At 39.5% G+C, this 22,276-nt stretch carries 20 protein-coding genes and 1 CRISPR repeat array; of the genes, 13 read left to right on the top strand and 7 right to left on the bottom strand.

The genetic code is table 11. From position 1 onward, the window contains the following. Position 1: 1 nt before the first annotated feature. Positions 2–1,189, bottom strand: a complete 1,188-nt coding sequence (locus DI060_RS11555) for a DUF5018 domain-containing protein (RefSeq protein ID WP_135355046.1) — start codon at positions 1,187–1,189, stop codon at positions 2–4. Positions 1,190–1,263: 74 nt separating this feature from the next. Next, positions 1,264–1,473, bottom strand: a complete 210-nt coding sequence (locus DI060_RS11550) for a hypothetical protein (protein ID WP_108976747.1) — start codon at positions 1,471–1,473, stop codon at positions 1,264–1,266. 185 nt (positions 1,474–1,658) lie between these two features. Between DI060_RS11550 and DI060_RS11545 the strand changes: the two genes are divergently transcribed. After that, the gene (locus DI060_RS11545; protein ID WP_108976745.1) at positions 1,659–1,910 is read left to right on the top strand and encodes a hypothetical protein; all 252 of its coding nucleotides are present in this window, start codon (positions 1,659–1,661) and stop codon (positions 1,908–1,910) included. Between the two features lie 684 nt (positions 1,911–2,594). Then, positions 2,595–5,426: direct repeats of the CRISPR family, unit length 29 nt; unit sequence CGGTTCAACCCCACATGCGTGGGGAATAG. A gap of 40 nt (positions 5,427–5,466) precedes the next feature. Here DI060_RS11545 and cas2e read toward each other — a convergent pair. Then, entirely contained in the window at positions 5,467–5,742 is a 276-nt protein-coding gene (cas2e, locus tag DI060_RS11540; RefSeq protein WP_439956911.1) for a type I-E CRISPR-associated endoribonuclease Cas2e, read from the bottom strand. After that, positions 5,723–6,607 (bottom strand): type I-E CRISPR-associated endonuclease Cas1e, encoded by an 885-nt coding sequence (gene cas1e / locus DI060_RS11535; protein ID WP_108976741.1) that lies wholly within the window; start codon positions 6,605–6,607, stop codon positions 5,723–5,725. The genes cas2e and cas1e overlap by 20 nt, the downstream gene beginning before the upstream one ends. A gap of 142 nt (positions 6,608–6,749) precedes the next feature. Between cas1e and DI060_RS11530 the strand changes: the two genes are divergently transcribed. Genes DI060_RS11530 through cas6e form a run of 6 tightly spaced genes read left to right on the top strand, consistent with a single transcriptional unit; the run spans position 6,750 to position 14,347 of the window. Further along, positions 6,750–9,563 carry a CRISPR-associated helicase/endonuclease Cas3 gene (locus DI060_RS11530; protein ID WP_108976739.1) on the top strand — a complete coding sequence of 938 codons (2,814 nt, stop codon included), beginning with the start codon at positions 6,750–6,752 and terminating at the stop codon, positions 9,561–9,563. After that, positions 9,560–11,212: a type I-E CRISPR-associated protein Cse1/CasA gene (casA, locus tag DI060_RS11525; RefSeq protein WP_108976737.1), complete on the top strand. Its 1,653-nt coding sequence runs from the start codon at positions 9,560–9,562 to the stop codon at positions 11,210–11,212. Before DI060_RS11530 ends, casA begins: the two co-directional genes overlap by 4 nt. Beyond that, positions 11,209–11,775: a type I-E CRISPR-associated protein Cse2/CasB gene (casB, locus tag DI060_RS11520; RefSeq protein ID WP_108976734.1), complete on the top strand. Its 567-nt coding sequence runs from the start codon at positions 11,209–11,211 to the stop codon at positions 11,773–11,775. Before casA ends, casB begins: the two co-directional genes overlap by 4 nt. Continuing rightward, complete coding sequence (cas7e, locus tag DI060_RS11515) at positions 11,768–12,826, top strand: type I-E CRISPR-associated protein Cas7/Cse4/CasC (protein ID WP_108976732.1); 1,059 nt, start codon at positions 11,768–11,770, stop codon at positions 12,824–12,826. The genes casB and cas7e overlap by 8 nt, the downstream gene beginning before the upstream one ends. Before the next feature lie 2 nt (positions 12,827–12,828). Beyond that, the gene (gene cas5e / locus DI060_RS11510) at positions 12,829–13,584 is read left to right on the top strand and encodes a type I-E CRISPR-associated protein Cas5/CasD (RefSeq protein ID WP_108976730.1); all 756 of its coding nucleotides are present in this window, start codon (positions 12,829–12,831) and stop codon (positions 13,582–13,584) included. Continuing rightward, the gene (gene cas6e, locus DI060_RS11505; RefSeq protein ID WP_108976728.1) at positions 13,565–14,347 is read left to right on the top strand and encodes a type I-E CRISPR-associated protein Cas6/Cse3/CasE; all 783 of its coding nucleotides are present in this window, start codon (positions 13,565–13,567) and stop codon (positions 14,345–14,347) included. The genes cas5e and cas6e overlap by 20 nt, the downstream gene beginning before the upstream one ends. Positions 14,348–14,408: 61 nt before the next feature. On the opposite strand, the gene DI060_RS11500 is transcribed toward cas6e, so the two are convergent. Next, positions 14,409–14,915: a hypothetical protein gene (locus DI060_RS11500; RefSeq protein WP_108976726.1), complete on the bottom strand. Its 507-nt coding sequence runs from the start codon at positions 14,913–14,915 to the stop codon at positions 14,409–14,411. A gap of 59 nt (positions 14,916–14,974) precedes the next feature. After that, a complete protein-coding gene (locus DI060_RS11495; protein WP_108976724.1) occupies positions 14,975–16,693 on the bottom strand; it encodes an ATP-binding protein in 1,719 nt (572 codons plus the stop codon). A gap of 283 nt (positions 16,694–16,976) precedes the next feature. Here DI060_RS11495 and DI060_RS11490 point away from each other — a divergent pair, with 283 nt between their 5' ends. Continuing rightward, positions 16,977–17,741, top strand: coding sequence for an Lp29 family lipoprotein (locus DI060_RS11490; protein ID WP_108976722.1), 765 nt, complete (start codon positions 16,977–16,979; stop codon positions 17,739–17,741). A 9-nt stretch (positions 17,742–17,750) separates the two neighbouring features. On the opposite strand, the gene DI060_RS11485 is transcribed toward DI060_RS11490, so the two are convergent. Further along, a complete protein-coding gene (locus DI060_RS11485) occupies positions 17,751–18,224 on the bottom strand; it encodes an RNHCP domain-containing protein (protein ID WP_108976720.1) in 474 nt (157 codons plus the stop codon). A gap of 297 nt (positions 18,225–18,521) precedes the next feature. Between DI060_RS11485 and DI060_RS11480 the strand changes: the two genes are divergently transcribed. The 5 genes from DI060_RS11480 (at position 18,522) to frr (ending at position 22,270) form a co-directional block, all read left to right on the top strand. Next, on the top strand, positions 18,522–19,292 hold the full coding sequence (locus DI060_RS11480) for a crotonase/enoyl-CoA hydratase family protein (protein WP_108976718.1): 771 nt from the start codon (positions 18,522–18,524) through the stop codon (positions 19,290–19,292). Between the two features lie 220 nt (positions 19,293–19,512). Further along, entirely contained in the window at positions 19,513–20,397 is an 885-nt protein-coding gene (gene rpsB / locus DI060_RS11475; protein ID WP_108976716.1) for a 30S ribosomal protein S2, read from the top strand. After that, the gene (gene tsf / locus DI060_RS11470) at positions 20,397–20,993 is read left to right on the top strand and encodes a translation elongation factor Ts (protein ID WP_108976714.1); all 597 of its coding nucleotides are present in this window, start codon (positions 20,397–20,399) and stop codon (positions 20,991–20,993) included. The genes rpsB and tsf overlap by 1 nt, the downstream gene beginning before the upstream one ends. After that, positions 20,983–21,729, top strand: coding sequence for a UMP kinase (gene pyrH, locus DI060_RS11465; RefSeq protein ID WP_108976712.1), 747 nt, complete (start codon positions 20,983–20,985; stop codon positions 21,727–21,729). Before tsf ends, pyrH begins: the two co-directional genes overlap by 11 nt. Next, positions 21,719–22,270, top strand: a complete 552-nt coding sequence (frr, locus tag DI060_RS11460) for a ribosome recycling factor (protein WP_108976710.1) — start codon at positions 21,719–21,721, stop codon at positions 22,268–22,270. The genes pyrH and frr overlap by 11 nt, the downstream gene beginning before the upstream one ends. The last annotated feature ends 6 nt before the right edge of the window (positions 22,271–22,276 follow it).

Raw genomic sequence — 22,276 nt, 5'->3', positions numbered from 1 at the left:
TTTAGTTTCCGCAGCTAGTTGTCGTTGCAGTTAAATTGTATTTTGCACGCAGATAACAAAAGATCTTGTCTTGTTCATTTTGCGTGATGAGCGTATTGAAAAACAAAACTTCCGCAATGTCAGCGTCTAGATTTCCATTATTTAAATACCCTTCGCCTGGTGTACCTCCACCCGAGTAGTCAAAATCTGCACCCACAGCTGAGATAGATCCTTTAAAATCCCCATTCCATAATTCCGTGACGGTTGTGTTTGCATTTTGGAAACTTCCTATCGCAACATAGCTGTTAAATGGTAGAGCGAAGCCCGAAGATTGAGCGCATGCCAGTCCGTTACGACAAACCAAAAATTGTCCTGTTAAGTGTACCAAGGAAAACTCCCTTCCTTGTGCTCGATGAAGGTTTAATATCGTTGTCCCTAGGGCATTCGTACCTATCAGTTTCATAACGACGAAAAAAGAACCACTATTTGTTATGTAAAGACCTGTGGCTCCTGAGAAGTCGAGTCTTTGAGTATTTCCTGATCTAAATTGAACTGTCGAAAGAGTTCCGATCTGGTTCTTTTTTAAGATTGGCCGTTGCGATACAACACTTTGCGTAGCGTTGTTCCCAAAGCCGCTCACATCATTCCAAGTTTGCACTGCATCTCCATCATTTAAGGCAAGTGAGTCTGCTCGTAACCATACCCGTAGAGATGAGCTACCGTAAGTTCTTGGAGCCGTAAGAGTGACCACATAACTTTTGGTAGAATTATCTAATGCTGTGACTACGTATGTGAGATTTGTATCAAAGGAGTTGATCGTCACTTCACTGATTTGTTCAACACCATTGACGGTAACCGACTTTCCAGTTGTTGTGAATTTTGCGACCAAAGGTGTGAGAGATGTTAAATTATCAGCCGTCAGCTGTATTCTGTTTTCAGATATAATTCCTGTTATGTTGAGAGAAGGGATGGAAAAAGAAGTGATGTCTTTTTTTGAAAAGTCGGCTGGGCTTAGTCGGCCGAGGCCAGATTCCAATAGGCAAGGGCTTTGGTTACTAGAAGTCAGAGCAGAAAGAACGATGATTTGCGCGCGGGCTGGGGAATCTGGGTCACATAGGTTTGACCAATCTCCCTTTTGGCAAGACAGACAAACCGATACAGCATACAAAATAGAGAAAAAACCCTGAGCCTTCATCTGTATAGAAGACAATATGTAAGATTCTCATCGGTTCTTACTATCAAAAATAGTGTCTATTTTCCCGATGGGACAGTTTCCTTCTATCGCTACCTTCCCTGGAGGATCATCCCCAGGTGGTATTCCCAGATCCTGAGTTTCAAATCGTATTCCTCTTGGAGTGCAAGTACCTTGAGCCTTTGTGTATAGTATTTACATGGTAGAGCACAGTCCCGATCGGGCACGAGTTCGGGAAACCAGCAAGCAGATAGGCCAACAGTCACCGCACAAATAAGAAATTGAAAACCAAAGAAACGCATCTTATCTCTCCTTTGTCCAAATTTTACACAAGACCTAGGACAAAAGATGTGGGCAGCTCGCAGTTTGATTTATCAGTAAACAGTAAGTAGGCACGACCGGGCTCTCCGTTGCAATCCTAGGCGGATTTCCACTGCGATCCCTGCTGCAGGGACCATCTCTATCCGCTAAGGAAGGGATTAAACGTTTGTTAAAAGAAAAATCTCGGTATATCCCAGATATTGTAACAAGAGATGATATTGGTGGGATAGATTTCCCTTATGGGAAGGACGGCAAGTGGGGATTTGGTTTAGCAAATATTATTGAAAGTAGGAAAAACGAAAAAAATAGTAAATATAATACGGAAGGAGACTTTTTGGTTCTTTTCCAAAAACTTGCGAAGACATTGGAATCTGGTGAATTACATGAAGTTAAAATTATCCAGATAGGTTGGCAATAGCCTCCAAAGAAGCGCAATTTAATGAGAAAGTCGTAGCATTTATAATTAAAGAAAATGGGCATCGGGTATTAACTGGCTATGAAATGCCAATTCACAAAAAACTGAAAAAGTTTTCAAAATTTGATGAAAAGAATGAGGGTTAGGTTCTTTCGGGTAGCTAGACCTTTGAAAAAGTCGTTTTGTCCGTCCGTGTGCCCTCGACAAATCTTTAAAGCTACCAAGGTACCTCTCTTCAGAGAAGATGAACCTCGATTACTGGCCTCATTAATCCCCGTGCCAGCACTTAGGGTAGCCATAGAGGCATTCCTAACCGCCGGGCTCCAAATGCCCCTGGTGGGAACACCTAGAAGACTCCACTGAGATTATCGTTTTCCCAGAAAAAAAGTCAAGGAAAATAACTATGCCAGATATCTCACGAGTTCTTGCTAAAATCAAAGATCGTCCCCGCATCACCTAATGTGCATAAGTGGTATTGATTTGAAAATTGGTAGCAATTTAGAAAATGAAGCAAACATGCCGGTGCCTTGACCAGAAATAAATACATGGTTTTAAGGATTCTATTAAAGTAGAGGGCAAATTTTTTTCACTTCGCTCAACGATAAGAAGAGAGTGGCTCCAGCCATAACCTAAGAGTTGTTATAAATGAACAGAGGTGCAATACGTCAGGCAAGCCTTCTTCGCGTTAGGTTCAACCCCACATGCGTGGGGGGGAATAGTACAATCCTCATCCAATGACCGTCTAGGTTTACGGTTCAACCCCACATGCGTGGGGAATAGAATGTCCCCTACCGTATCAATATACAAATATACGGTTCAACCCCACATGCGTGGGGAATAGTTGTTATTAAGATCCTTATGCCAAACTCTGATCGGTTCAACCCCACATGCGTGGGGAATAGGGACGTTGCTTTCCCTTTCACTCTTCATTCAACGGTTCAACCCCACATGCGTGGGGAATAGCGGGAGATACTTTTCTTTAAGTGCCTTTCTATCGGTTCAACCCCACATGCGTGGGGAATAGCTACTGTGATTTCATCCGTAACAATCAATTCCGGTTCAACCCCACATGCGTGGGGAATAGCTTGCATTTGCCCAGCCATGATTTTCCAAAGCGGTTCAACCCCACATGCGTGGGGAATAGTGGATGAACTTTCATTCTTTTGACTTACCTTTCGGTTCAACCCCACATGCGTGGGGAATAGTTACAGGCGAGGCACTAGAAAAGGCTCTTGCACGGTTCAACCCCACATGCGTGGGGAATAGCGAAACGGAACCAAAATTTGCGTTGCCCCATGCGGTTCAACCCCACATGCGTGGGGAATAGAATCGGGCCGAGCGGGGTGGGAACTCATCTTGCGGTTCAACCCCACATGCGTGGGGAATAGATTGCGAGACGCTCGTTCAGCATAGAGCCATCCGGTTCAACCCCACATGCGTGGGGAATAGTGCGAGTGCTTGTCTTTTTGCAACGTCGGTTTCGGTTCAACCCCACATGCGTGGGGAATAGCTAAAGGTGACGATGACGATGTAAGCTCTCAGCGGTTCAACCCCACATGGGTGGGGAATAGCGTTGTGTCCTGGATGAAGAGGTGCTCGAGAACGGTTCAACCCCACATGCGTGGGGAATAGCTTTCAACCACAAAAGCAAAGCTTCGCTTCCGCGGTTCAACCCCACATGCGTGGGGAATAGAGGAGATCCGTCTACCCTTGGAGATAATGTTGCGGTTCAACCCCACATGCGTGGGGAATAGGTAACAACAACTACACTAAGGCAACTGGGCTACGGTTCAACCCCACATGCGTGGGGAATAGGATTCGCAAGTCGTCTATGATAAACGCCGAAACGGTTCAACCCCACATGCGTGGGGAATAGCATATCCCTAAACTCTACATTGACATTGATACCGGTTCAACCCCACATGCGTGGGGAATAGTAAATTTGTGGTTCTTTACAATCCAGCCGTGGGGTTCAACCCCACATGCGTGGGGAATAGAGTATCGGCTCACCCTCCGATTTGTTATTTATTGGTTCAACCCCACATGCGTGGGGAATAGAAAATACCACCGTTTAAATGAAGAACAAATTTCGGTTCAACCCCACATGCGTGGGGAATAGGAATTTAATGACCTTTGCCAAAACCCTTTATCCGGTTCAACCCCACATGCGTGGGGAATAGCCCTAAAGGAGTGATATGTCCGTGTCTTGTGACGGTTCAACCCCACATGCGTGGGGAATAGCGAGTATCCCGCCTTGTTGCAAGGATAACCACCGGTTCAACCCCACATGCGTGGGGAATAGAAAAAGTGTGCGACCCCCTCATACATTTTTAGCGGTTCAACCCCACATGCGTGGGGAATAGTAACGCTTGCATCTGCTACGGCAGTAGTTCCGCGGTTCAACCCCACATGCGTGGGGAATAGGCTTTTCAAATATCCTCTGATTTGGTATTCTGCGGTTCAACCCCACATGCGTGGGGAATAGCGGATCGGTTCAAAGGTAACGAGTCCGTTAGACGGTTCAACCCCACATGCGTGGGGAATAGAAAAGGGATAGTTAATGGCGGATTCAATCCTCCGGTTCAACCCCACATGCGTGGGGAATAGAGAACAGAGTATTTGATAGATATAGGAGATTACGGTTCAACCCCACATGCGTGGGGAATAGGCATCATATGACACCGCAAGCACCTCGTTTTCGGTTCAACCCCACATGCGTGGGGAATAGTCACTCCTTTAGGGCCGACGGTAGGACCAATCCGGTTCAACCCCACATGCGTGGGGAATAGTGGCACAACAGACGAGAAACTGAAAAGACTTTCGGTTCAACCCCACATGCGTGGGGAATAGAAATACGAATCCCTGGGGTACTAAATGAAATCCGGTTCAACCCCACATGCGTGGGGAATAGAAAAATTACGGGGCTTCGTTGCTCCGGGTCTACGGTTCAACCCCACATGCGTGGGGAATAGAAATTCGCGCGTAAAAATCATAGCGTACTCGTCGGTTCAACCCCACATGCGTGGGGAATAGAATCGTTGAAGGCGAAAAAAAAGCCCTTGTCCCGGTTCAACCCCACATGCGTGGGGAATAGGAAATGACCGAACCAATAAAAGCCTGTTTGACGGTTCAACCCCACATGCGTGGGGAATAGAGTAACCCTAACAGGGAACGACTTTGGGTGGCCGGTTCAACCCCACATGCGTGGGGAATAGGCTGACAGGATAAATCTCCAGGATGGCGTAATCGGTTCAACCCCACATGCGTGGGGAATAGTTTTCCCTTTTGGTTTCTGGCATAAGGAGAGTCGGTTCAACCCCACATGCGTGGGGAATAGTTATGCATTTTCCCTATAAGCTGTTTCAGCTTCGGTTCAACCCCACATGCGTGGGGAATAGAAGAGGAAAAAGAGAAAAAAGCAAAACGGTCACGGTTCAACCCCACATGCGTGGGGAATAGCTTTGTTCGATATCAAGAAAGGCGATGAGTTCGGTTCAACCCCACATGCGTGGGGAATAGGCTAAATACATGTATAGTAAACTATCACTTGACAGGCCTTTCAATCTATTTTTGTATCATCAACCTCTGACAAATCATCCGAGGTTCGGTTTTCTGAAGGTCGAGCCAAGAGAAATAAGCCATCAAAGTCTAAAACCTCACGTTCTGGATCACCAAATGTTCGAATCTCAAAACCTTGTTCGTTATTCATGCTGAAGATCATGATACATGGATTTCGCCACTCCTCCGTCATTCGTTTCCAGAGTTCATCTCGAACCCGCGCGTTTATCGTTGCAACAAAGACACCCGCCTTGATTTCAATAGCTAATCGCGACATCTCTCCCCTCTGGGAAATCTTCGCTTTCTGCATTAATATCACCACCATAGAGCAACTCCTTTATATCGGGAATAATACGTTTCATCAGTTTTGCGGCTTTGAAATAATCTCTACATTGAAATCGGACACGTCGTTCAACATCGAAATTGCTTTCCTTAACAACATCAAACGCGAGAGGTATCGAAACTTCTGATTTGTATAAATCTGCAATATCATACACAAATGATAATTGTTTTCCTGTGTGCACAAATCCGATGCCTGGAGAAAATCCTGAACTTAAAATAGCCGCATGAACGATTCCATATAAACAAGCATTTGCCGACGATAATGCTCTGTTCAAGGGATCCGAGTAATCCCAATTTGACTGGTCATAGGAGCGGGCCTTCCATTCAACACCGATGGATTCGGAATATGTTTTATAGATATTACGAACTCTTGCTCCCTCTTTCCCTCTAATTTGTTCAATTGACAAAGACGGATCGAGAACCTCTTGGAAGCGCATTTGGTACATTCGGCGAACAATGCGATCTCTTTTTAGTGGATTCGCATAACTTTCAACTTGTTTAAGGAGATTTTTCGCAGAATACGTTCCTGTGTACCCTGCGGAATAAAATCGAACGCCCATTTCTCCAGTCCACGCCACGAGTGAGCGACTTTCACTGATTCTTTTGATTGCCTCATGGGTGATCGTGGTTCCTGGACCTAACATCAGTAAAGTAATCGTTTCAATAGGTATCGGGACGGTCTTTTCGAGAAAATGAAAGGCTATTGATTTTTGAAACTGATCGATTTTCCCTTTCTCGAAGTAGAGATAACTCCAATTATCTTCAAATTTTGGTAGCTCTTGTAGATTTTTATTTGCCATGACCCTTTAAAAATCGAAAATTGGAACACTAAAAATAAGCAAATGTTAGGTTTTTTTCATTTAACGTTCACTTTCTTACTTTTTCAGACAATTTTTTGTTCTTTTGCCCTCTTTTGTCCTAGCTTCGCTGTAAACTTTAGTTATGAGTAAATTGGACGAGTCAAACGGATATTTTAAATATTGGGGGAAGGCAGATATAGCCGGCAATTACCATCTCTTGCCTTATCATTGTTTGGATGTTTCTGCGGTGGGGGAAGTATTACTTGAGGAAAATCCGAAGCTATTATCTAGATTTTCTACTTTGACGGGCATTGAATCAGCTTTATTTAAAAATCTTTTCCTGTTCTTTCTTGCCATTCATGATCTTGGAAAATTTTCCGATGCTTTTCAAGGTCAAGTTAAAAGTATTTATTCAAAACTCAATCCTGGATCAACGGCAAAAAATTACATAATTCGACATGACAGTTTAGGTTTTATACTCTGGAAAAATAAATTTCTCATTAATAAGCGCGGTAATTTAAATGGTATTTTACTTGAATCAAATTTTTTTAATCTGAACTTTATAGAAAATAGAAAGGTAAAGGATATTCTAGAATTATTCGTTTCGATTACAACTGGTCATCATGGCAAACCTCCATCCAATACTGGCTACACTGGCAATACAGTTGATATATATTCACAGTTTCTTGAAAACAATATAAAAGAGTCTTTTCACTTCTTAAGTGATACATATCATTTATTTTTATCAGGCTCAATGGTAGAAAAATTTACGACGATTGATTTTGAAGATGTAAAGGGTAGACTTACAAGAACTTCCTTTTGGTTAGCCGGCTTATCCGTATTATGTGATTGGATTGGTTCAAACAAGGAAATTTTTGAATTCAAATCAGATAAAATTTCTTTAGAAAAATATTGGAATGATTTCGCCATTCCACGAGCTAGAAAAGCAATTGCAATAGCAGGAGTTTTACCATGCAAAATATCCAAATACGCAACTCCATCAGAATTATTTTCGAATATTGCTGATAATTTATCTTTTTCACCTACACCGCTTCAGGCCGCCTGCGATTCTTTGAAAATACAAAATGAACCACAGTTGATCATTCTAGAAGATGTTACAGGAGCAGGAAAAACAGAAGCCTCATTTATTCTAGCTAAGCGGTTAATGGAAACAACTGGTAGCGATGGACTGTTTATCGGTCTCCCAACTATGGCAACGGCTAATGGAATGTATAACCGTGTTGCTTCTTTTTATCAAAAATTGTATGAACTAAATTCGCAAGCTTCATTAGTATTGGCTCATGGTGCAAGAGGATTGTCTGATATATTTAAAGATACGATTATATCAGAAAAAATTCCTGAGGATATTTCTTATGCTCAAGATGAAGAATCAGCTTCTGCTAGTTGTATTGCTTGGTTAGCGGATAGCAGTAAAAAGTCGACGTTAGCTGATGTTGCTGTTGGAACAATAGACCAAGTTTTAATTTCTATACTTCTTTCTAAGTTTCAATCCTTGCGACTTTTTGGGATGATGAATAAAGTCCTGATTCTAGATGAGGTTCATGCTTATGATAGTTATATGAATGAATTGATTGAATCACTTTTAAAGACACAGGCAAAAATAGGAGCTAGTGTAATTCTACTAACTGCTACAATGCCAAATTCTTTAAAAAAGAAATTTATCTCTGCCTATTCAAATCAAATTATAGAAGAAAATTCTATAGATGTTAAACATCCTTATCCACTGATCACTCAAGTTGTTCTGAATCAATCGCCAATCCTAATTCCAGTAGCGACTCGTGAAGAAGTGAAACGAACAGTGAAAGTTGAATTGATTCACGAAGAAGGGGAAATCTATAAATTAATTCAGAAATCCATCCACGAAAACAAATGTGTTTGTTGGATAAGAAATACTGTAACAGACGCAATGAATTCCTATGAAATGCTTACTTCTGATGGCAATTATAAAAAAGAAAATATAGTTCTATTTCACGCTAGATTTGCAATGGGAGATAGATTAGATAAAGAACAACAGGTCTTAGAATTATTTGGAAAAGAAAGTAATGCAATAAAGCGAAGTGGAAAAATAGTAATAGCCACTCAAGTTGTGGAACAATCTCTCGACTTAGATTTTGATATAATGGTAACAGACCTAGCTCCGATTGATCTAATTATTCAAAGAGCTGGAAGATTGCACCGCCATACGAGAGATCAACTAGGTAACCGAGTTTTTGCTAAAGACCAAAGAGAAAAGCCCGTTCTATATGTTTATTCTCCATTAGTTAATGATGAGCCAGAGAAGAATTGGTATAGTTCTGTATTTCGTGGAGGGGCAAAAGTTTATCCTGATCACGGTAAACTTTATTTAACCGCGAAAGTGCTGAAACAAAAAGGTGAAATCAAAATGCCAGAGGAAGCACGCACTTTAATTGACTTTGTTTATGGAGATAAAGAAGCGATTCCGCAAAGCTTAATCGAGATAACTAATGAAAATAATAATATTGATAAACAAAAAGCTTCTCAAGCCAAAAACAATACCATTAACTTGGAATCAGGTTACACTGCTATTGATAATGAAACGATTTGGAATGATATTAATGCGCCCACTCGATTAGGAGAAGAAACGATCAAAGTGAGTTTAGCAAAATGGGAAGAAGGGAAATTAACCCCTTGGTATAATAAAGGAAGCTATCCTTGGGCTAATAGTGAAGTGAAAGTCATGTCGTATATTCTTAAGTATGAAAAAATAAGCGAGGATAACGATTTGAATAAGGCAATAGATGCCTGTAAAGAAAATTTACCAGATAAGGGTAAGTATTCGATATTAATTCCTCTCACAAAAAATGAACTAGGAAATTGGATTGGTACAGTCCTAGACAAACAAAACAACGAAGTCTTTGTTTCATACAATGAACATATAGGATTTAGAAAAATGAAACAAGGAGAGGAAGCATGAATCTAATGCAAGATAAATGGATTACTGTTCAGAGAAAAAAAGGAGAGATTGAAAAAATTGCTCCCTCTCAAATTACAGATGGGGTTAATTCTGATAATCCTATCATTGAAATTGTAACTCCTCGTCCTGATTTTCAAGGAGCTTTGTATCAATTCTTAATCGGATTATTTCAAACAGTCTATGCACCTAAGGATGAAAACGAATGGGAGGATAAATTTAACTCTCCTCCAAATCCAGAAGAACTAAAAAAAGAAACGGATAAAATTGCTTTTGCATTCGACTTATTTGGAGAAAAGGTTCGTTTTATGCAGGATATTAGTTTGGACTCTGATGCGAATACTGCAAATATTTCGGCACTTCTAATTGAATCGCCTGGTGAAAATACAATCAAAGAGAACAAAGATTTTTTTACAAAAAGAGGTTCTGTTGAAAAAATTTGCAATCACTGTGCGGCATCTGCACTTTTCACTCTTCAAACAAATTCTCCGTCTGGTGGGCAAGGTCATTTAACTTCTATTCGGGGAGGAGGACCTATTACTACCATTTTAAAATTTAATTCAACAAAAAAAGAAGATCAAGAACTACATACATTATGGTCAGATATTTGGATCAATGTGCTTCCTAAAGATTGTTTTTCACAGGAACCAAAAAAAGAAAAAAATTATGAAAATGTTTTTCCTTGGATTACAAATAAATACTATAAACAAAATTCAAAAGGTTCTAAAACAACAATAAATGATTTGAATCCTTTATCTGTTTATTGGTCTTACCCAAGAAGAATTCAATTGCAACAATCAAAAGAAAATATTCATTGCGATGTCTGCAATATAGAATCAGATATTTCAGTTAAATCTTATCTAGTCAAAGGTTATGGATTGGATTATGGAGGAGGTTCTTGGATTCATCCTTTAAGTCCATATTATTTTACAAAGGATAAGGAACTTGGAGAAACATGGCTTCCTTTTCATCCTCAGCCAGGTGGAATCATATATAACCAATGGATGTCTTTTGTTTATGGCAAAAAAGATAAAGATAAAAATGCAAAAGTTCTAAGTTATTATTTTGAGAATAGAAAATTCCCAGAAGAGCAAACAAGAGTCTGGGCATTTGGCTTTGATATGGATAATATGAAAGCTAGAAATTGGTATGAAAGTTTAATTCCTATTTATTCCATTGATCCAAAATTTATTGATAAATATGAATCAGAAATTTCTAAAATTTTACAAGCAGCAACACAAGTAGCTAACAATTTACAAACTAAAGTGAAAGATGCTTGGTTTAATCAAGATCAAAAACCAAAAGGCGATTTTGATTATTTGAAAATTAGTTTTTTCAAAGCAACAGAAACTAAATTTTACAATTTAGCAAAAACGATTCGGGATAATTTAGGAAAAGAATTTCCATTTAATAATGAAGCAAAAGAAGAATGGTTAAAGTATTTAAATGAAGAATCGTTAAAGGTTTTTGAATTATATGTAGAATCTGGCTCTGTCGAGTTTGAAAATTTAAAACGGATTGTGGAAGCAAGAAAAAGTTTAATCTCCTGGAATCTAGGAGATAAGATTAGAAATGATTTTGGATTACCAATCAAAGATAAACCAGCAGCAAAGAAAAAGGCAAATAACAATATAGGAGCAATAAAGAAATGAGAGTGTTCGATAAAGATTCTCCGAGCGGAGAAATTATATTGCAATGGTGGAATGACTTACAAAGAAATAACGGAAATAGAGCCAATTTAAGAAGGTGCAATACTCCCACTGAAACTGTTTTCCTTCCCGTTAGTCAAATCTTAATTTCGAAATTAAGAATAAGTGACGATATACAGTTTAAACTTTCCTCTGATCGGATTTGTGCTATAGCGGGAATTCTTTCGCATGTGAAAGAAAACATTCCCATAAACTTCGCAAGACAATTATCACAAAAAAAATCAGGGAGTGACCAAGCATTAGTGAGCGATATTCGATTCAGAAGAATATTGCAATATTCTAGTATATCAGAAGATGAATTATTTTATCAGAAAATAATTCGAGTAATCCACCATGTAGATCGTAAAGTAAATATTTTCGATATATTCTACTCACTCTACTTCTGGGGATTAGGAGATAAGGTCAAAAAGCAATGGGCTTATGATTACTATGGAACTACAAATCCAAGCGAAAACAATAATGACGATTTAGAAAACACAATTGCACTAGGAGCAAACAATGAATAGATTCATTCAACTACATTTACTTACCTCTTACCCCCCATCTAATTTAAACAGAGATGATTTGGGAAGACCTAAAACGGCTATCATGGGCGGTGTTAATCGCTTACGGATTTCTTCCCAAAGTTTAAAAAGAGCTTGGAGAACATCTGATTCCTTTAAAGAAAAACTCTCTACTCATATCGGTATTAGAACGAAAGAAATGGGTATTCAAATTTTTGAAAGCTTAAAAGAAAAGGGAGTTAAGGATAAAGATGCAAAAGATTGGGCAAAGAGCATTGTGGGAGTATTCGGTAAACTTAAAGGTGAAAAGAAAGAAAGTCCAAATAATGATTTAGAGATTGAGCAACTTGCACATTTTAGTACGGAAGAAAAAACTATGATTGAAGCTCTAATTGCAAAACTTGCAAGTGAAAAAAGAGCACCTAAAGAGGAAGAATTAAAACTTTTAAAAAAAGAAAACTCTTCTGCTGACATTGCAATGTTTGGAAGAATGTTAGCCTCTTCACCCAGTTTCAATAAAGAAGCTGCTGTCCAAGTTGCCCATGCAATCACCGTCCACAAAGTTGCAGTTGAAGATGATTTCTTTACTGCTATTGATGATTTGAATAAAAACGATGTAGATGCTGGTGCAGGACATTTAGGTGACACAGAATTTGGAGCTGGACTTTTCTATTTATATATTTGCATAGATAGAAATCTTTTATTAGAAAATCTTAACGGCGATAGAAACTTAACCAATCAAACAATTACTTCTTTATTGGAAGCCTGTACTACCGTTTCTCCAACCGGTAAACAAAACAGTTTTGCCTCACGTGCGAGAGCCATGTTCTGTCTAGCTGAAAAAGGAAACCAACAACCTCGTTCTTTGCATGTTTCTTTTTTAAAGCCAATTGAGGATAAAGATATGTTAGCCAAATCCATTGATGAAATTGAGAAGATGAGAATGAATTTTGAAAAAGTCTATGGAAAATGTTCTGAAGGAGAGAAATCGTTTAACGTCCTGAAAGGGGAAGGTAGTTTGGAAAGTATTTCTAGTTTTATAAAGGAAGATTAAATATGAAAGACTATTTAGTTTTCCGGTTATATGGTCCAATTGCTTCCTGGGGAGAAATAGCTGTGGGAGAAAACCGTCATAGCTTTTCCTATCCTTCCAAATCAGCAATTATGGGATTACTTGCATCGGCTTTAGGATACAAGCGAGAAGAGGAAGAAAAGCATATTTTACTCACTCAATCTTTATCCTTTGGTGTGAAAGTTTATAGCCCAGGAATATTACTCAGAGATTATCATACAGTACAAGTACCTCCAAGTAAAGGAAAAATAATTTATTCGACTCGTAAAGATGAGCTTAGAGAGAAATTGGAGTTAAACACAATTCTGTCTTCTCGCGATTATCGAATGGATGCAATGTATGATGTTTGTATTAGGAAAAAAAAGCAAGAAATAGATTTAGTAGAAATTCAAAAGAAGTTGAATGAACCGATCTTCTCTTTGTTTCTAGGAAGAAAATCTTGTGTACTTTCATCTCCTGTATTTGCAAGTTTAGTCAATGCAAATGATTTATTTTTAGCTTTTAGTAAATATGAACAAAATCTCAAAGAAAGATTTAAGAAAGAAAATATAAACTATTTCTTTGAAAATGAAAAGTTGAAATCTAATTTTATTGAGTACATTTGGGAAGATGAAGGAGACGAGAATGCTGATATTAGAACAAGAAGAGATGAAGTTTTAAGTCGTAAGAGATGGCAGTTTAGCGAAAGAAAAGAATTTTATAAAAGTGAGGTAAAACAAAATGTACCTATCCAATCTTGAAATAAATTCACGAAGCAGCAAAGCGGCAAATTGGATAACAAATCCCTATAAGATTCATCAAAGACTATGTATGGGATTTGAAAAACAAAAAAGTGAAAGTATGAATCCAGATTTCTTGTACCGAGTTGAAGAAAATTTTAAACAAGCTGGAGAACCCAAACCAAGAATATTAGTATTATCTAATGTATCTCCGCTTTGGGATAATGCATTTAATGGGGAAGAGTTTTTAAAAGGAAAACCACAGATTCTAAATTTGAATTTGGATAATTTTATAGAAGAGGATCGTTCTTTTCGATTTTCGCTAAAAGCAAATCCAACTAAGAAGATAAAGAATTATAGGCTTCTTTTTAAAGAGGAATTGAAAGACTTTCCAGAAAAGGAATCAAGAGAATATCGGGAGAAATATAGAGAAGGAAAATTAAAGCTAGAAAAACTAATACAAACTATTTCCAAAGAGCAGAGAGAAAAATTACCTTCTAAACGAGTGGGAATCTATAAAGACTATGAACAAGTTGATTGGTTAAAACGTAAAGGGGAGCTATCTGGATTTGAGATTCTAAACTTACAATTTGATAAAGGTGAAAAAGAAAAGGTCTCAAAGAAAAAAAACATGAAGATTTTGCATGAATTAGATTTATTGCAAGTCCACTTCACCGGCATCCTTCGAGTAACTAACACCGAAGCCTTTAAAAAAGCATATACGCAAGGGATCGGCTCTGGCAAAGCATTTGGCTGTGGGATGTTAATGCTCGCACCAGCGTAAATAGCCATCACTATCCGCTGAGGAACGAAATGAAATGAAATGAAACGCAGTGTTGCTCTAGTCATTTGGTTTCGTTACTTGGATAACCCAAAAAATTTCGTAAAGAGGATAGAAGACTTTCTGCTTCTGTATCGCCTTTTGCTTTTTCCTTTCCCAAACAGATGATGGCATCCTCAATCCATTCCTTGGCAGGGATTGCATTTTTTTGTATGGTCCTAAAGATATTCTGTATGTTGGAAATCTGGTGGTGGAGAGCCATATTGTCTGCTAAGTGATCAGCAAAACCTTTTCTCACCATATCGATATGGTAGAGAGGTAGAAAAATCGTACAAACTGTATCAAATTCTCCAACAGTTCCATTTAAGTACCAATAGATGATCGAAGTTAGAGTTTGTTTTTCCTTTTTTTCGAATTTTTGTGTCTCGATTGCAGGGAGCAAAGATTTTAAGAGCGAAAGCCTCTTATCTTCAGAGTGTACATATTCTATCTCCCCATATCGGTTTTGTTCTCCATCATTGATCTGTTTTAAAATGGGTAAAAAGTTTTGCTTTGAGCTCTCTGGATTCATACGTTGGATTTACTTTTCATATTTTAAAGTCCTGATCTTTTCACAGATGACGATTTAATTTAAGAAAGCCGCTTCTGATCACTTGATTTGGAAACAGTCTGCAGTATCGTATACAACTTTTCAGAATCAATCGGCTTGGGAAGAAAATCAAACATCCCAACTTGTCTACACAAGTCTATATCTTCCTGGAATGCATTTGCCGTTAAAGCAACAATCTTTGGCATCCTCTCGAGATTTAATTTATGGATTTCCATAGTCGCAGTAATCCCATCCATCACAGGCATCTGGATATCCATAAAGACCAAATCATAATAAAACTCTTTCACCTTTCCTAGAGCTTCCTTTCCATCGAACGCTTGGTCCACCGTTAGATTGGTTTTTTCCATTAATTTTTTGATGAGCTTTTGGTTGATGGCATTGTCATCTACAACCAAAACTTTCAAATCTGGGCGGATCTCGTATTCGTTTTTATCATTTGTTGAGGAAAGGACTTTGGAGTCTTTATCTATCCTTTCCGCGATGACAAAGAAAGAGAAAACGGTTTCTTCATTTTCAATGCTACTGACATAAAATGTTCCTTTCATCAAATCTACCAAACGTTTTGATATGGCAAGTCCCAGGCCTGTTCCACCAAACTGCCGTGTTTTGGAACGATCTAATTGTTCGAAGGGAGAAAATAACTTTCCAATTTTGTCCTTTGAGATCCCAATTCCATTGTCTTTTACAGAGAAAAAAATCTTCAAAGGAGATTGTTCTAAAACAGTCACATTCACAGTGATGGAGGCATTCATTTTACTAAATTTAATAGCATTTCCAATCAAATTGATGAGAACTTGTCGCAAACGGATCGAATCGATCAGCACCTCCTCAGGAAGAGTTTCATCAAAGACAAATTCTAAATGTAAGTTCTGTTTTTGAGTATCAGATAAAAACAAAGAAGTAAGGTCTGCTTGCAGGCTTCGGATCTGAAATGGCATGTATTCGATTTCGATTTTACCAGATTCTATCTTGGAAAAATCAAGGATATCGTTGATAATCCTTAAGAGAGAGCTCCCACTGCTAAGAATAGAGTCCACATATTCTCTTTGCTCTGAATTTAGATCGGAATCTTTTAAAAGTCCTGTCATACCCAAGATACCAGTCATGGGTGTTCTGATTTCATGGCTCATATTGGCCAAAAAAAGTGATTTCACTTGGTTCGCTGCATCGGCCTTTTCTTTTTCCGCTTCCTTCAGTAAGAGTAACTTTCTATTTTCTATCGAAAGATTTTTGACGATTAAATGTAAGGCGATGTTGAATACAGAAAACAATGATATGTTGATCAAAAGTCCTTCTCTTTTGAGTTCTATCTCTTCCCCTAAGACGTTCACAAAATCGAATACATTCAAATAGACTAGAATGGAAAATCCTCCGTAATATAGGATAGACATGACCACAGCGAAAGCACCTTGCGGTACTTTTAAATTGAGGGAACAAACTGCAGTTGCGAGTAAATACCCAGCAATGGCCATAGAATAATAAGTACCTGTGAAGTACATGAATACGGAAATAATTGTTAAATCTAAAAAGGTAGGAATGAAGACGCTATAGGGGTATCGCTCTTCTGGAATCCATCCGAATTCATCGGAGAGAAACCAAAATAAAGCAAAGGCAAAAAAAAGAAGAGAGGCAGTTTGAAAGAAGAGAAATTCATAATGTAGTGAAAAGAATGTCGAAATAGTGATGACGACGAGCCTTGCGACATTGATGATTCTATATTGATTTCGTCTTTGTTCCATGACAGGTCTTACATCGGATAGTAAATTTATTTTTTGTCAGCTTATCGTTTCCATTCAAAGTAATGCTTCAAATTTTCATTCGACTATCCAAATATTTCTTTAGACTACTTCTCGCGAGAATTCCTTCAATTCCTTTCTTTTTACTCTCTGTAGAGAGCCAGATCCTGCCTGATTGTCCAATTTGTACGCATTGAAATGGAAATTTTAAATGAAATAGCCATTTTTTGATTGCTTTCATTTACCTAAATGTGAGAATCGCGAATCTATCATGAAGGAGATTTAAATGCTACGCCTTATTTTTGTTTGTATTACAGTTCTCGCATCTTTCTTAGCTTGCAAAAACTTAGTTTTTGTTCGCGAGTATAAGCCAAAACTCAATGATTTCAGTCCCAAAGCGAAAATTGCCTTAGTTGGGTTTTATCCATACAGCTATTCCTCCTATACTTCGGGGAGAGTGACGACAACTACAGCAGTGTTAGACTATAAAAATCCTACATCCTCCCTTCTATCAATCGGCAAGCCGATTGATACTATCCCAAGCACTGGTTTTGATACAAGTGTATCTTCAGAGTTAGCAAAAGAAGTGGCTACGAATTATTTGGGGAAAGTAAAGATTTCTGGATTCGCAGAAATCTCAAAAATGATCGAGATCAAAAAAGTAGGAGAAAACATGACTTATTCTCTGAAAAGAAGAGATGTTGATTACTATCTCATTGCAATCCATGGTCCTGCATTTGATGATCATTTGGGAAATGTAGGACGCATTCTTTTGACTGCTCATCTCTGCATAGCGACTATAGGTACAGTTCCATGTTGGTCTAGTATGGCAACGGAATCACAATTTTTATTGTATGATAAAAAATTAAACTTAATCGATAGCAAATCATTTACAAATAGGTACGAGCATCTTGGTGCTTGGTGGGGGAGAGAAGACCAAGGCGATTTCAATCTACAAACCATGGAAGTAGCGGATTCTCTCAAGGTAGGTGTTTATAAACCTCAGATTTTGGAATATGAGGATTACTTAAAAGAGTTGCTCAACAAGTAAGTTCTTACTTCAATCCGGTGGCTCTCCCACCGGATCATTGTCTTCTTCATACAAACGAAAGCTTGGTTTCGCCATGGCCTGAGCTGCTAATGACAGAAGCAAAGATTCATTATCGTCTGGGGCAATGCGATTGGCATGGATCACAGAACAGCCTTTGCATCTGTGCAATATCACCCACTCACCTTTCCGCACCCAGATTGAAATCGCTTCCATTTTACTACCACAAACCGCTCTTCGGTCGCCAGGTGTATTATCCAAATGCAAACTTGTCAGACAGTTTGGGCAATGGTTTCTCTGCTCGGTTCCAAAGCCTGGTGGAGAGACCATTTTTTTACATTCAACACAACGAAACTCTCGAGTATCCGATCGATACCTATGGGATCTCTTTACAGATGTTCTTGGATGAATCTCTTCTTCATCGTCGAAAGTTCGTCTTTGTTTGGAGAATTTGTGAAAATTCGTGCCATCATCTTTTCGTGACATTTCCAGTTTTTGCGGCAAAACAAAAATCAGACCAAAACAGTGGATGTGTGAGGAATAGACCGCCTATGATTAGATTGCCTTCTCCTATATAAATTTAGGTGGGGCATCCAAAACAAGCTCACCGCTTTGGCGGTCTACACAATGGCTAAGATAAACATACCTTTTATCTATGTGCCTATTGAACAAATTTGTAAAGCAGATTTGTTTGGATTTAAGATAAAAAAAAGAGAGAAAAAAAATCGACAACTGGATTCCCTTTTGTAAAAGTAGACCGATCGGTTCACCAGGGGGATTTGTATGGAATTCATTCAGTTAGAATACAAAGATAAAATCATGAAAATAGGATTGGATCGGCCTGATACCAACAATGCGTTTCATATCCAGATGTTACACGAATTGACTGAAGCATTCACTTTATTTGAAGAGCATAGCGAAGCTCGCGTTGCTATCCTCCATTCAACTAGCAAACATTTCACTGTTGGTTTGGAAATCGAAGAAGTGACCCAACATTTGATTTCTGAGGGGAAGGTGCAGTATCCAGAAAACTCAGTGGACCCACATGGATTGATCGGTAGAAGGCGTAGCAAACCTCTAATCGTTGCAATCAGTGGATTTTGTTTTACCATCGGATTGGAGCTTGCATTAGCGGCTGATATACGGATTGGTACGCGAAGTTCTCGGTTTACCCAGGCTGAAGTACAAAGAGGGTTTTGTGCCATGGGTGGCGCCACATTCCGAATGGTTCAGGAATTTGGCTGGGGCAATGCGATGAGGTATCTTTTGACGGGAGATGTTTTCAATGGAGAGGAGGCCTACCGCTTGGGTCTTTTGCAGGAGCTTGTGGAGCCCCAAATGCTACTGACTCGAGCAGAAGAATTAGCAAAAAAAATTGAAGAAAACGCTCCTTCTGCCATTCTCGAAACGATCCGTAGCGCCCATTCCACTCGCCATTATGAAGAATCGGAATACAAACGTGTCACAGAGAAGGCGATCCAAATGATGAGATCACCGGAAGGCCGGGAGGGCATTCTCTCCTTCCAGGAAAAGAGAAAAGCAAATTTCGGATAGCCCATAGATTGGTTTGCCCCATTTTCAGCTCGGTGCTTGGGTTTCTACTTTCCGAATCCTTGACAATCTGCCCAAATTCCAAATCCTGACGAGGAAGCCTATGAAAATGGCACCCAAGGGTGAACATTCCTAGGTTTCGCAGATCGAATGTCGAGGGCCAGCTAACCCCTGCAAACTTAAATTGTAGTCTCTGGAAACCTCGCACGAATAAGGGGTAACTATGTCTGTTATATCTATGAAGAGCCTCCTCGAAGCAGGAGTTCACTTCGGCCACCAAACACGTCGTTGGAATCCAAAGATGTCTCCGTATGTTTATACGGCAAGAAACGGGATCCACATCATTGACCTTCAAAAAACGGTCCAAAAAACAAAAGAAGCTTATGATGCTCTTCGCAAATTAACAGGGCAAGGCAAAAAGGTTTTATTTGTTGGAACCAAAAAACAAGCCCGTGGCGCCATCGAAAGAGCAGCACAAGCTTGCAATATGTACTATGTGTCTAACCGTTGGTTAGGTGGTCTTCTCACCAACTGGAATACAGTTAAAAAATCCATCGCTCGTTTGAAGCGACTTGAGCAAATGGAGGAAAATAATTCCTTCGAACAAGAAGCCCGCACAAAAAAAGAAGCACTCTCTCTTAAAAGAGAATTGGAAAAACTCAGACAAACTCTGGGTGGCATAAAGGATATGGCTGTTGTTCCTGAAATTCTCTTTGTCATCGATCCTAAAAAAGAAGAGATTGCTGTCAAAGAAGCAAAGAAACTTGGCCTTAAAGTCTTCGCAGTGATCGATACAAACTGTGACCCAGAGCCGATTGATTACCCAATTCCTGGCAACGACGATGCCATCCGTGCCATTTCCCTTTTCCTTGATACCATGGCAAATGCTGTCCTTGAAGGAACAGGTGGGGAAGTCATCCAAACCAATTTCAGTGAAGATATGGACGCAGAACAGCTTGCATTGGAATACCAAGGTGAGTACGATGAGTCCGGAAAGTTCATCATGGACGAAGAATTGCCTCCAGTATCTAAAGACATTCCAGTTGATCCGGAAGCTGTAAAAGCTGTTGTTTCCGAAGCAAAAGACAAAGGGGAAGGTGCCGAATAATGGCGATTAGTTCAGATTTAATCAAAGACCTCCGCGAAAGAACTGGCGCGGGGATGATGGATTGCAAAAAAGCTCTCGAAGAAAACAATGGTGACATAGAAAAGTCTGTTACTTACCTGCGTGAGAAAGGCCTTGCCAAAGCTGCAAAGCGTGCCGGCCGTGAAACAGGGGAAGGAAAGGTAATATCATACGTCCATGGAAATGGCAAAACAGGTGTTATCTTAGAGCTTAATTGTGAAACAGATTTCGTTGCCAATAACTCTGACTTTGAAGCTCTTGGAAAAGAGATCGCTTTGCAGATCACTGCAATGAGTCCGCTTTACGTGAGTGAAACGGAGATCCCGGCATCGGAAATTGAAAACGAATCCAAAGTCCAAAAAGCACTCCTAGAACAAGAAGGAAAAAAACCAGAACAGATCGAAAAGATCCTTCCTGGAAAGCTCAAAAAATATTACGAAGACATCTGTTTGTTAAACCAAAAATCGATCCGCGACAATAGCAAAACGGTGAATGACCTTCTCCAAGAAGCGATTGCGAAATTTGGAGAAAACATCACCATCCGCAGATTCGCGAGGTTCCAAGTAGGTGGGCAGTAATCCCAAATACTCTCGGATTCTGATCAAACTCTCTGGCGAAGCCCTCGCTGGAGAGGGTGAATTGGGCATTGACCCAAACAAAACTTTTTCTTTAGCCGGGCAAATCAAATCCGTTTATGACATGGGTGTGCAAGTAGCCGTTGTTGTAGGCGGAGGGAATATGATCCGCGGCGAAACTCTCGCAAAATCTGGTATGGATCGCTCAACTGCAGACTATATGGGAATGCTAGGCACCATCATGAATGCCCTCGCCTTACAAGATGCTTGCGAAAAACAAGGGATGTACACTCGAGTCCTATCCGCAATCGAAATGAAGGCAGTAGCAGAACCATATATCCGAAGAAGGGCTGTCCGCCACCTCGAGAAAAAGAGAGTGATCATCTTTGCTGGTGGCACTGGCAATCCTTACTTTACTACGGATACTACAGCTTCTTTACGTGCTGTCGAAGTTGGCTGCGAGGTGATTTTGAAAGCAACCAAAGTGGACGGAGTGTACACAGCAGATCCCAAAAAAGATCCGAATGCCGTTCGTTACAAACAAGTTTCCTTTATGGAATCCATCAAACGTAGACTAAAGGTTATGGATTCAACGGCTCTTAGCCTTTGTATGGACAACAATATGCCGATCATCGTGTTCGATATTTTTAAAGCGGGCAACTTAAAATCCTTGGTCGGCGGTGAAACAATAGGTACTTTGATTTCTAACTCTGAGGATGTGATCGAAGATGGTAGATGAAATTATCAAAACTATGCAGGGCAAAATGGATAAAACCGTCGATGCCCTCAAAAAAGACTTTTCCACAATTCGTACAGGAAAGGCAAATCCAATGATGGTTGAAGATGTGCGCGTTGATTATTATGGAACTTTGACTCCTTTGAACCAATTAGGAAAAATCGCCGTTCCAGAACCAAGAATGATCTTAATCACTCCTTTTGAAAAGGGAATGTTAAAAGACATAGAAAAAGCTATTTTTGCTGCTGGTCTTGGTCTTACACCAAATAACGATGGTTCCAGTATCCGTATCAACATTCCAGAACTAACGGGTGAAAGACGGAAAGAGCTGGCAAAAGTTGTTAAGTCAAAAGCGGAAGATAAGAAGGTTGCCATTCGGAATATTAGAAGAGATGCGAACGACGATTTAAAAAAACACCAGGCAGAACTTTCTCAGGATGAGATGAAGGGCCACCAAGACAAAATCCAAAAGATCACTGATTCCTATATTGCAAAGATTAGTGATTTAGAAAAAGAAAAGGAAAAAGAGATCACAACTGTTTGATCTAAA

Origin of the sequence: Leptospira ryugenii (assembly GCF_003114855.1) — a bacterium.
Classification (GTDB): domain Bacteria; phylum Spirochaetota; class Leptospiria; order Leptospirales; family Leptospiraceae; genus Leptospira_A; species Leptospira_A ryugenii.
Note: the sequence above shows the minus strand (reverse complement) of the source record. Positions and strands in the feature narration are given on the sequence as shown.

Coding starts and splice junctions, on each gene's coding strand:
- DI060_RS11480 (WP_108976718.1), top strand. CDS start 18,522: ATGGAATTCATTCAGTTAGAATACAAAGATAAAATCATGAAAATAGGA.
- rpsB (WP_108976716.1), top strand. CDS start 19,513: ATGTCTGTTATATCTATGAAGAGCCTCCTCGAAGCAGGAGTTCACTTC.
- frr (WP_108976710.1), top strand. CDS start 21,719: ATGGTAGATGAAATTATCAAAACTATGCAGGGCAAAATGGATAAAACC.
- cas7e (WP_108976732.1), top strand. CDS start 11,768: ATGAATAGATTCATTCAACTACATTTACTTACCTCTTACCCCCCATCT.
- casA (WP_108976737.1), top strand. CDS start 9,560: ATGAATCTAATGCAAGATAAATGGATTACTGTTCAGAGAAAAAAAGGA.
- cas6e (WP_108976728.1), top strand. CDS start 13,565: ATGTACCTATCCAATCTTGAAATAAATTCACGAAGCAGCAAAGCGGCA.
- casB (WP_108976734.1), top strand. CDS start 11,209: ATGAGAGTGTTCGATAAAGATTCTCCGAGCGGAGAAATTATATTGCAA.
- DI060_RS11550 (WP_108976747.1), bottom strand. CDS start 1,473: ATGCGTTTCTTTGGTTTTCAATTTCTTATTTGTGCGGTGACTGTTGGC.
- DI060_RS11495 (WP_108976724.1), bottom strand. CDS start 16,693: ATGGAACAAAGACGAAATCAATATAGAATCATCAATGTCGCAAGGCTC.
- tsf (WP_108976714.1), top strand. CDS start 20,397: ATGGCGATTAGTTCAGATTTAATCAAAGACCTCCGCGAAAGAACTGGC.
- DI060_RS11490 (WP_108976722.1), top strand. CDS start 16,977: ATGCTACGCCTTATTTTTGTTTGTATTACAGTTCTCGCATCTTTCTTA.
- cas2e (WP_439956911.1), bottom strand. CDS start 5,742: ATGTCGCGATTAGCTATTGAAATCAAGGCGGGTGTCTTTGTTGCAACG.
- DI060_RS11530 (WP_108976739.1), top strand. CDS start 6,750: ATGAGTAAATTGGACGAGTCAAACGGATATTTTAAATATTGGGGGAAG.
- cas1e (WP_108976741.1), bottom strand. CDS start 6,607: ATGGCAAATAAAAATCTACAAGAGCTACCAAAATTTGAAGATAATTGG.
- DI060_RS11500 (WP_108976726.1), bottom strand. CDS start 14,915: ATGAATCCAGAGAGCTCAAAGCAAAACTTTTTACCCATTTTAAAACAG.
- DI060_RS11485 (WP_108976720.1), bottom strand. CDS start 18,224: ATGTCACGAAAAGATGATGGCACGAATTTTCACAAATTCTCCAAACAA.
- cas5e (WP_108976730.1), top strand. CDS start 12,829: ATGAAAGACTATTTAGTTTTCCGGTTATATGGTCCAATTGCTTCCTGG.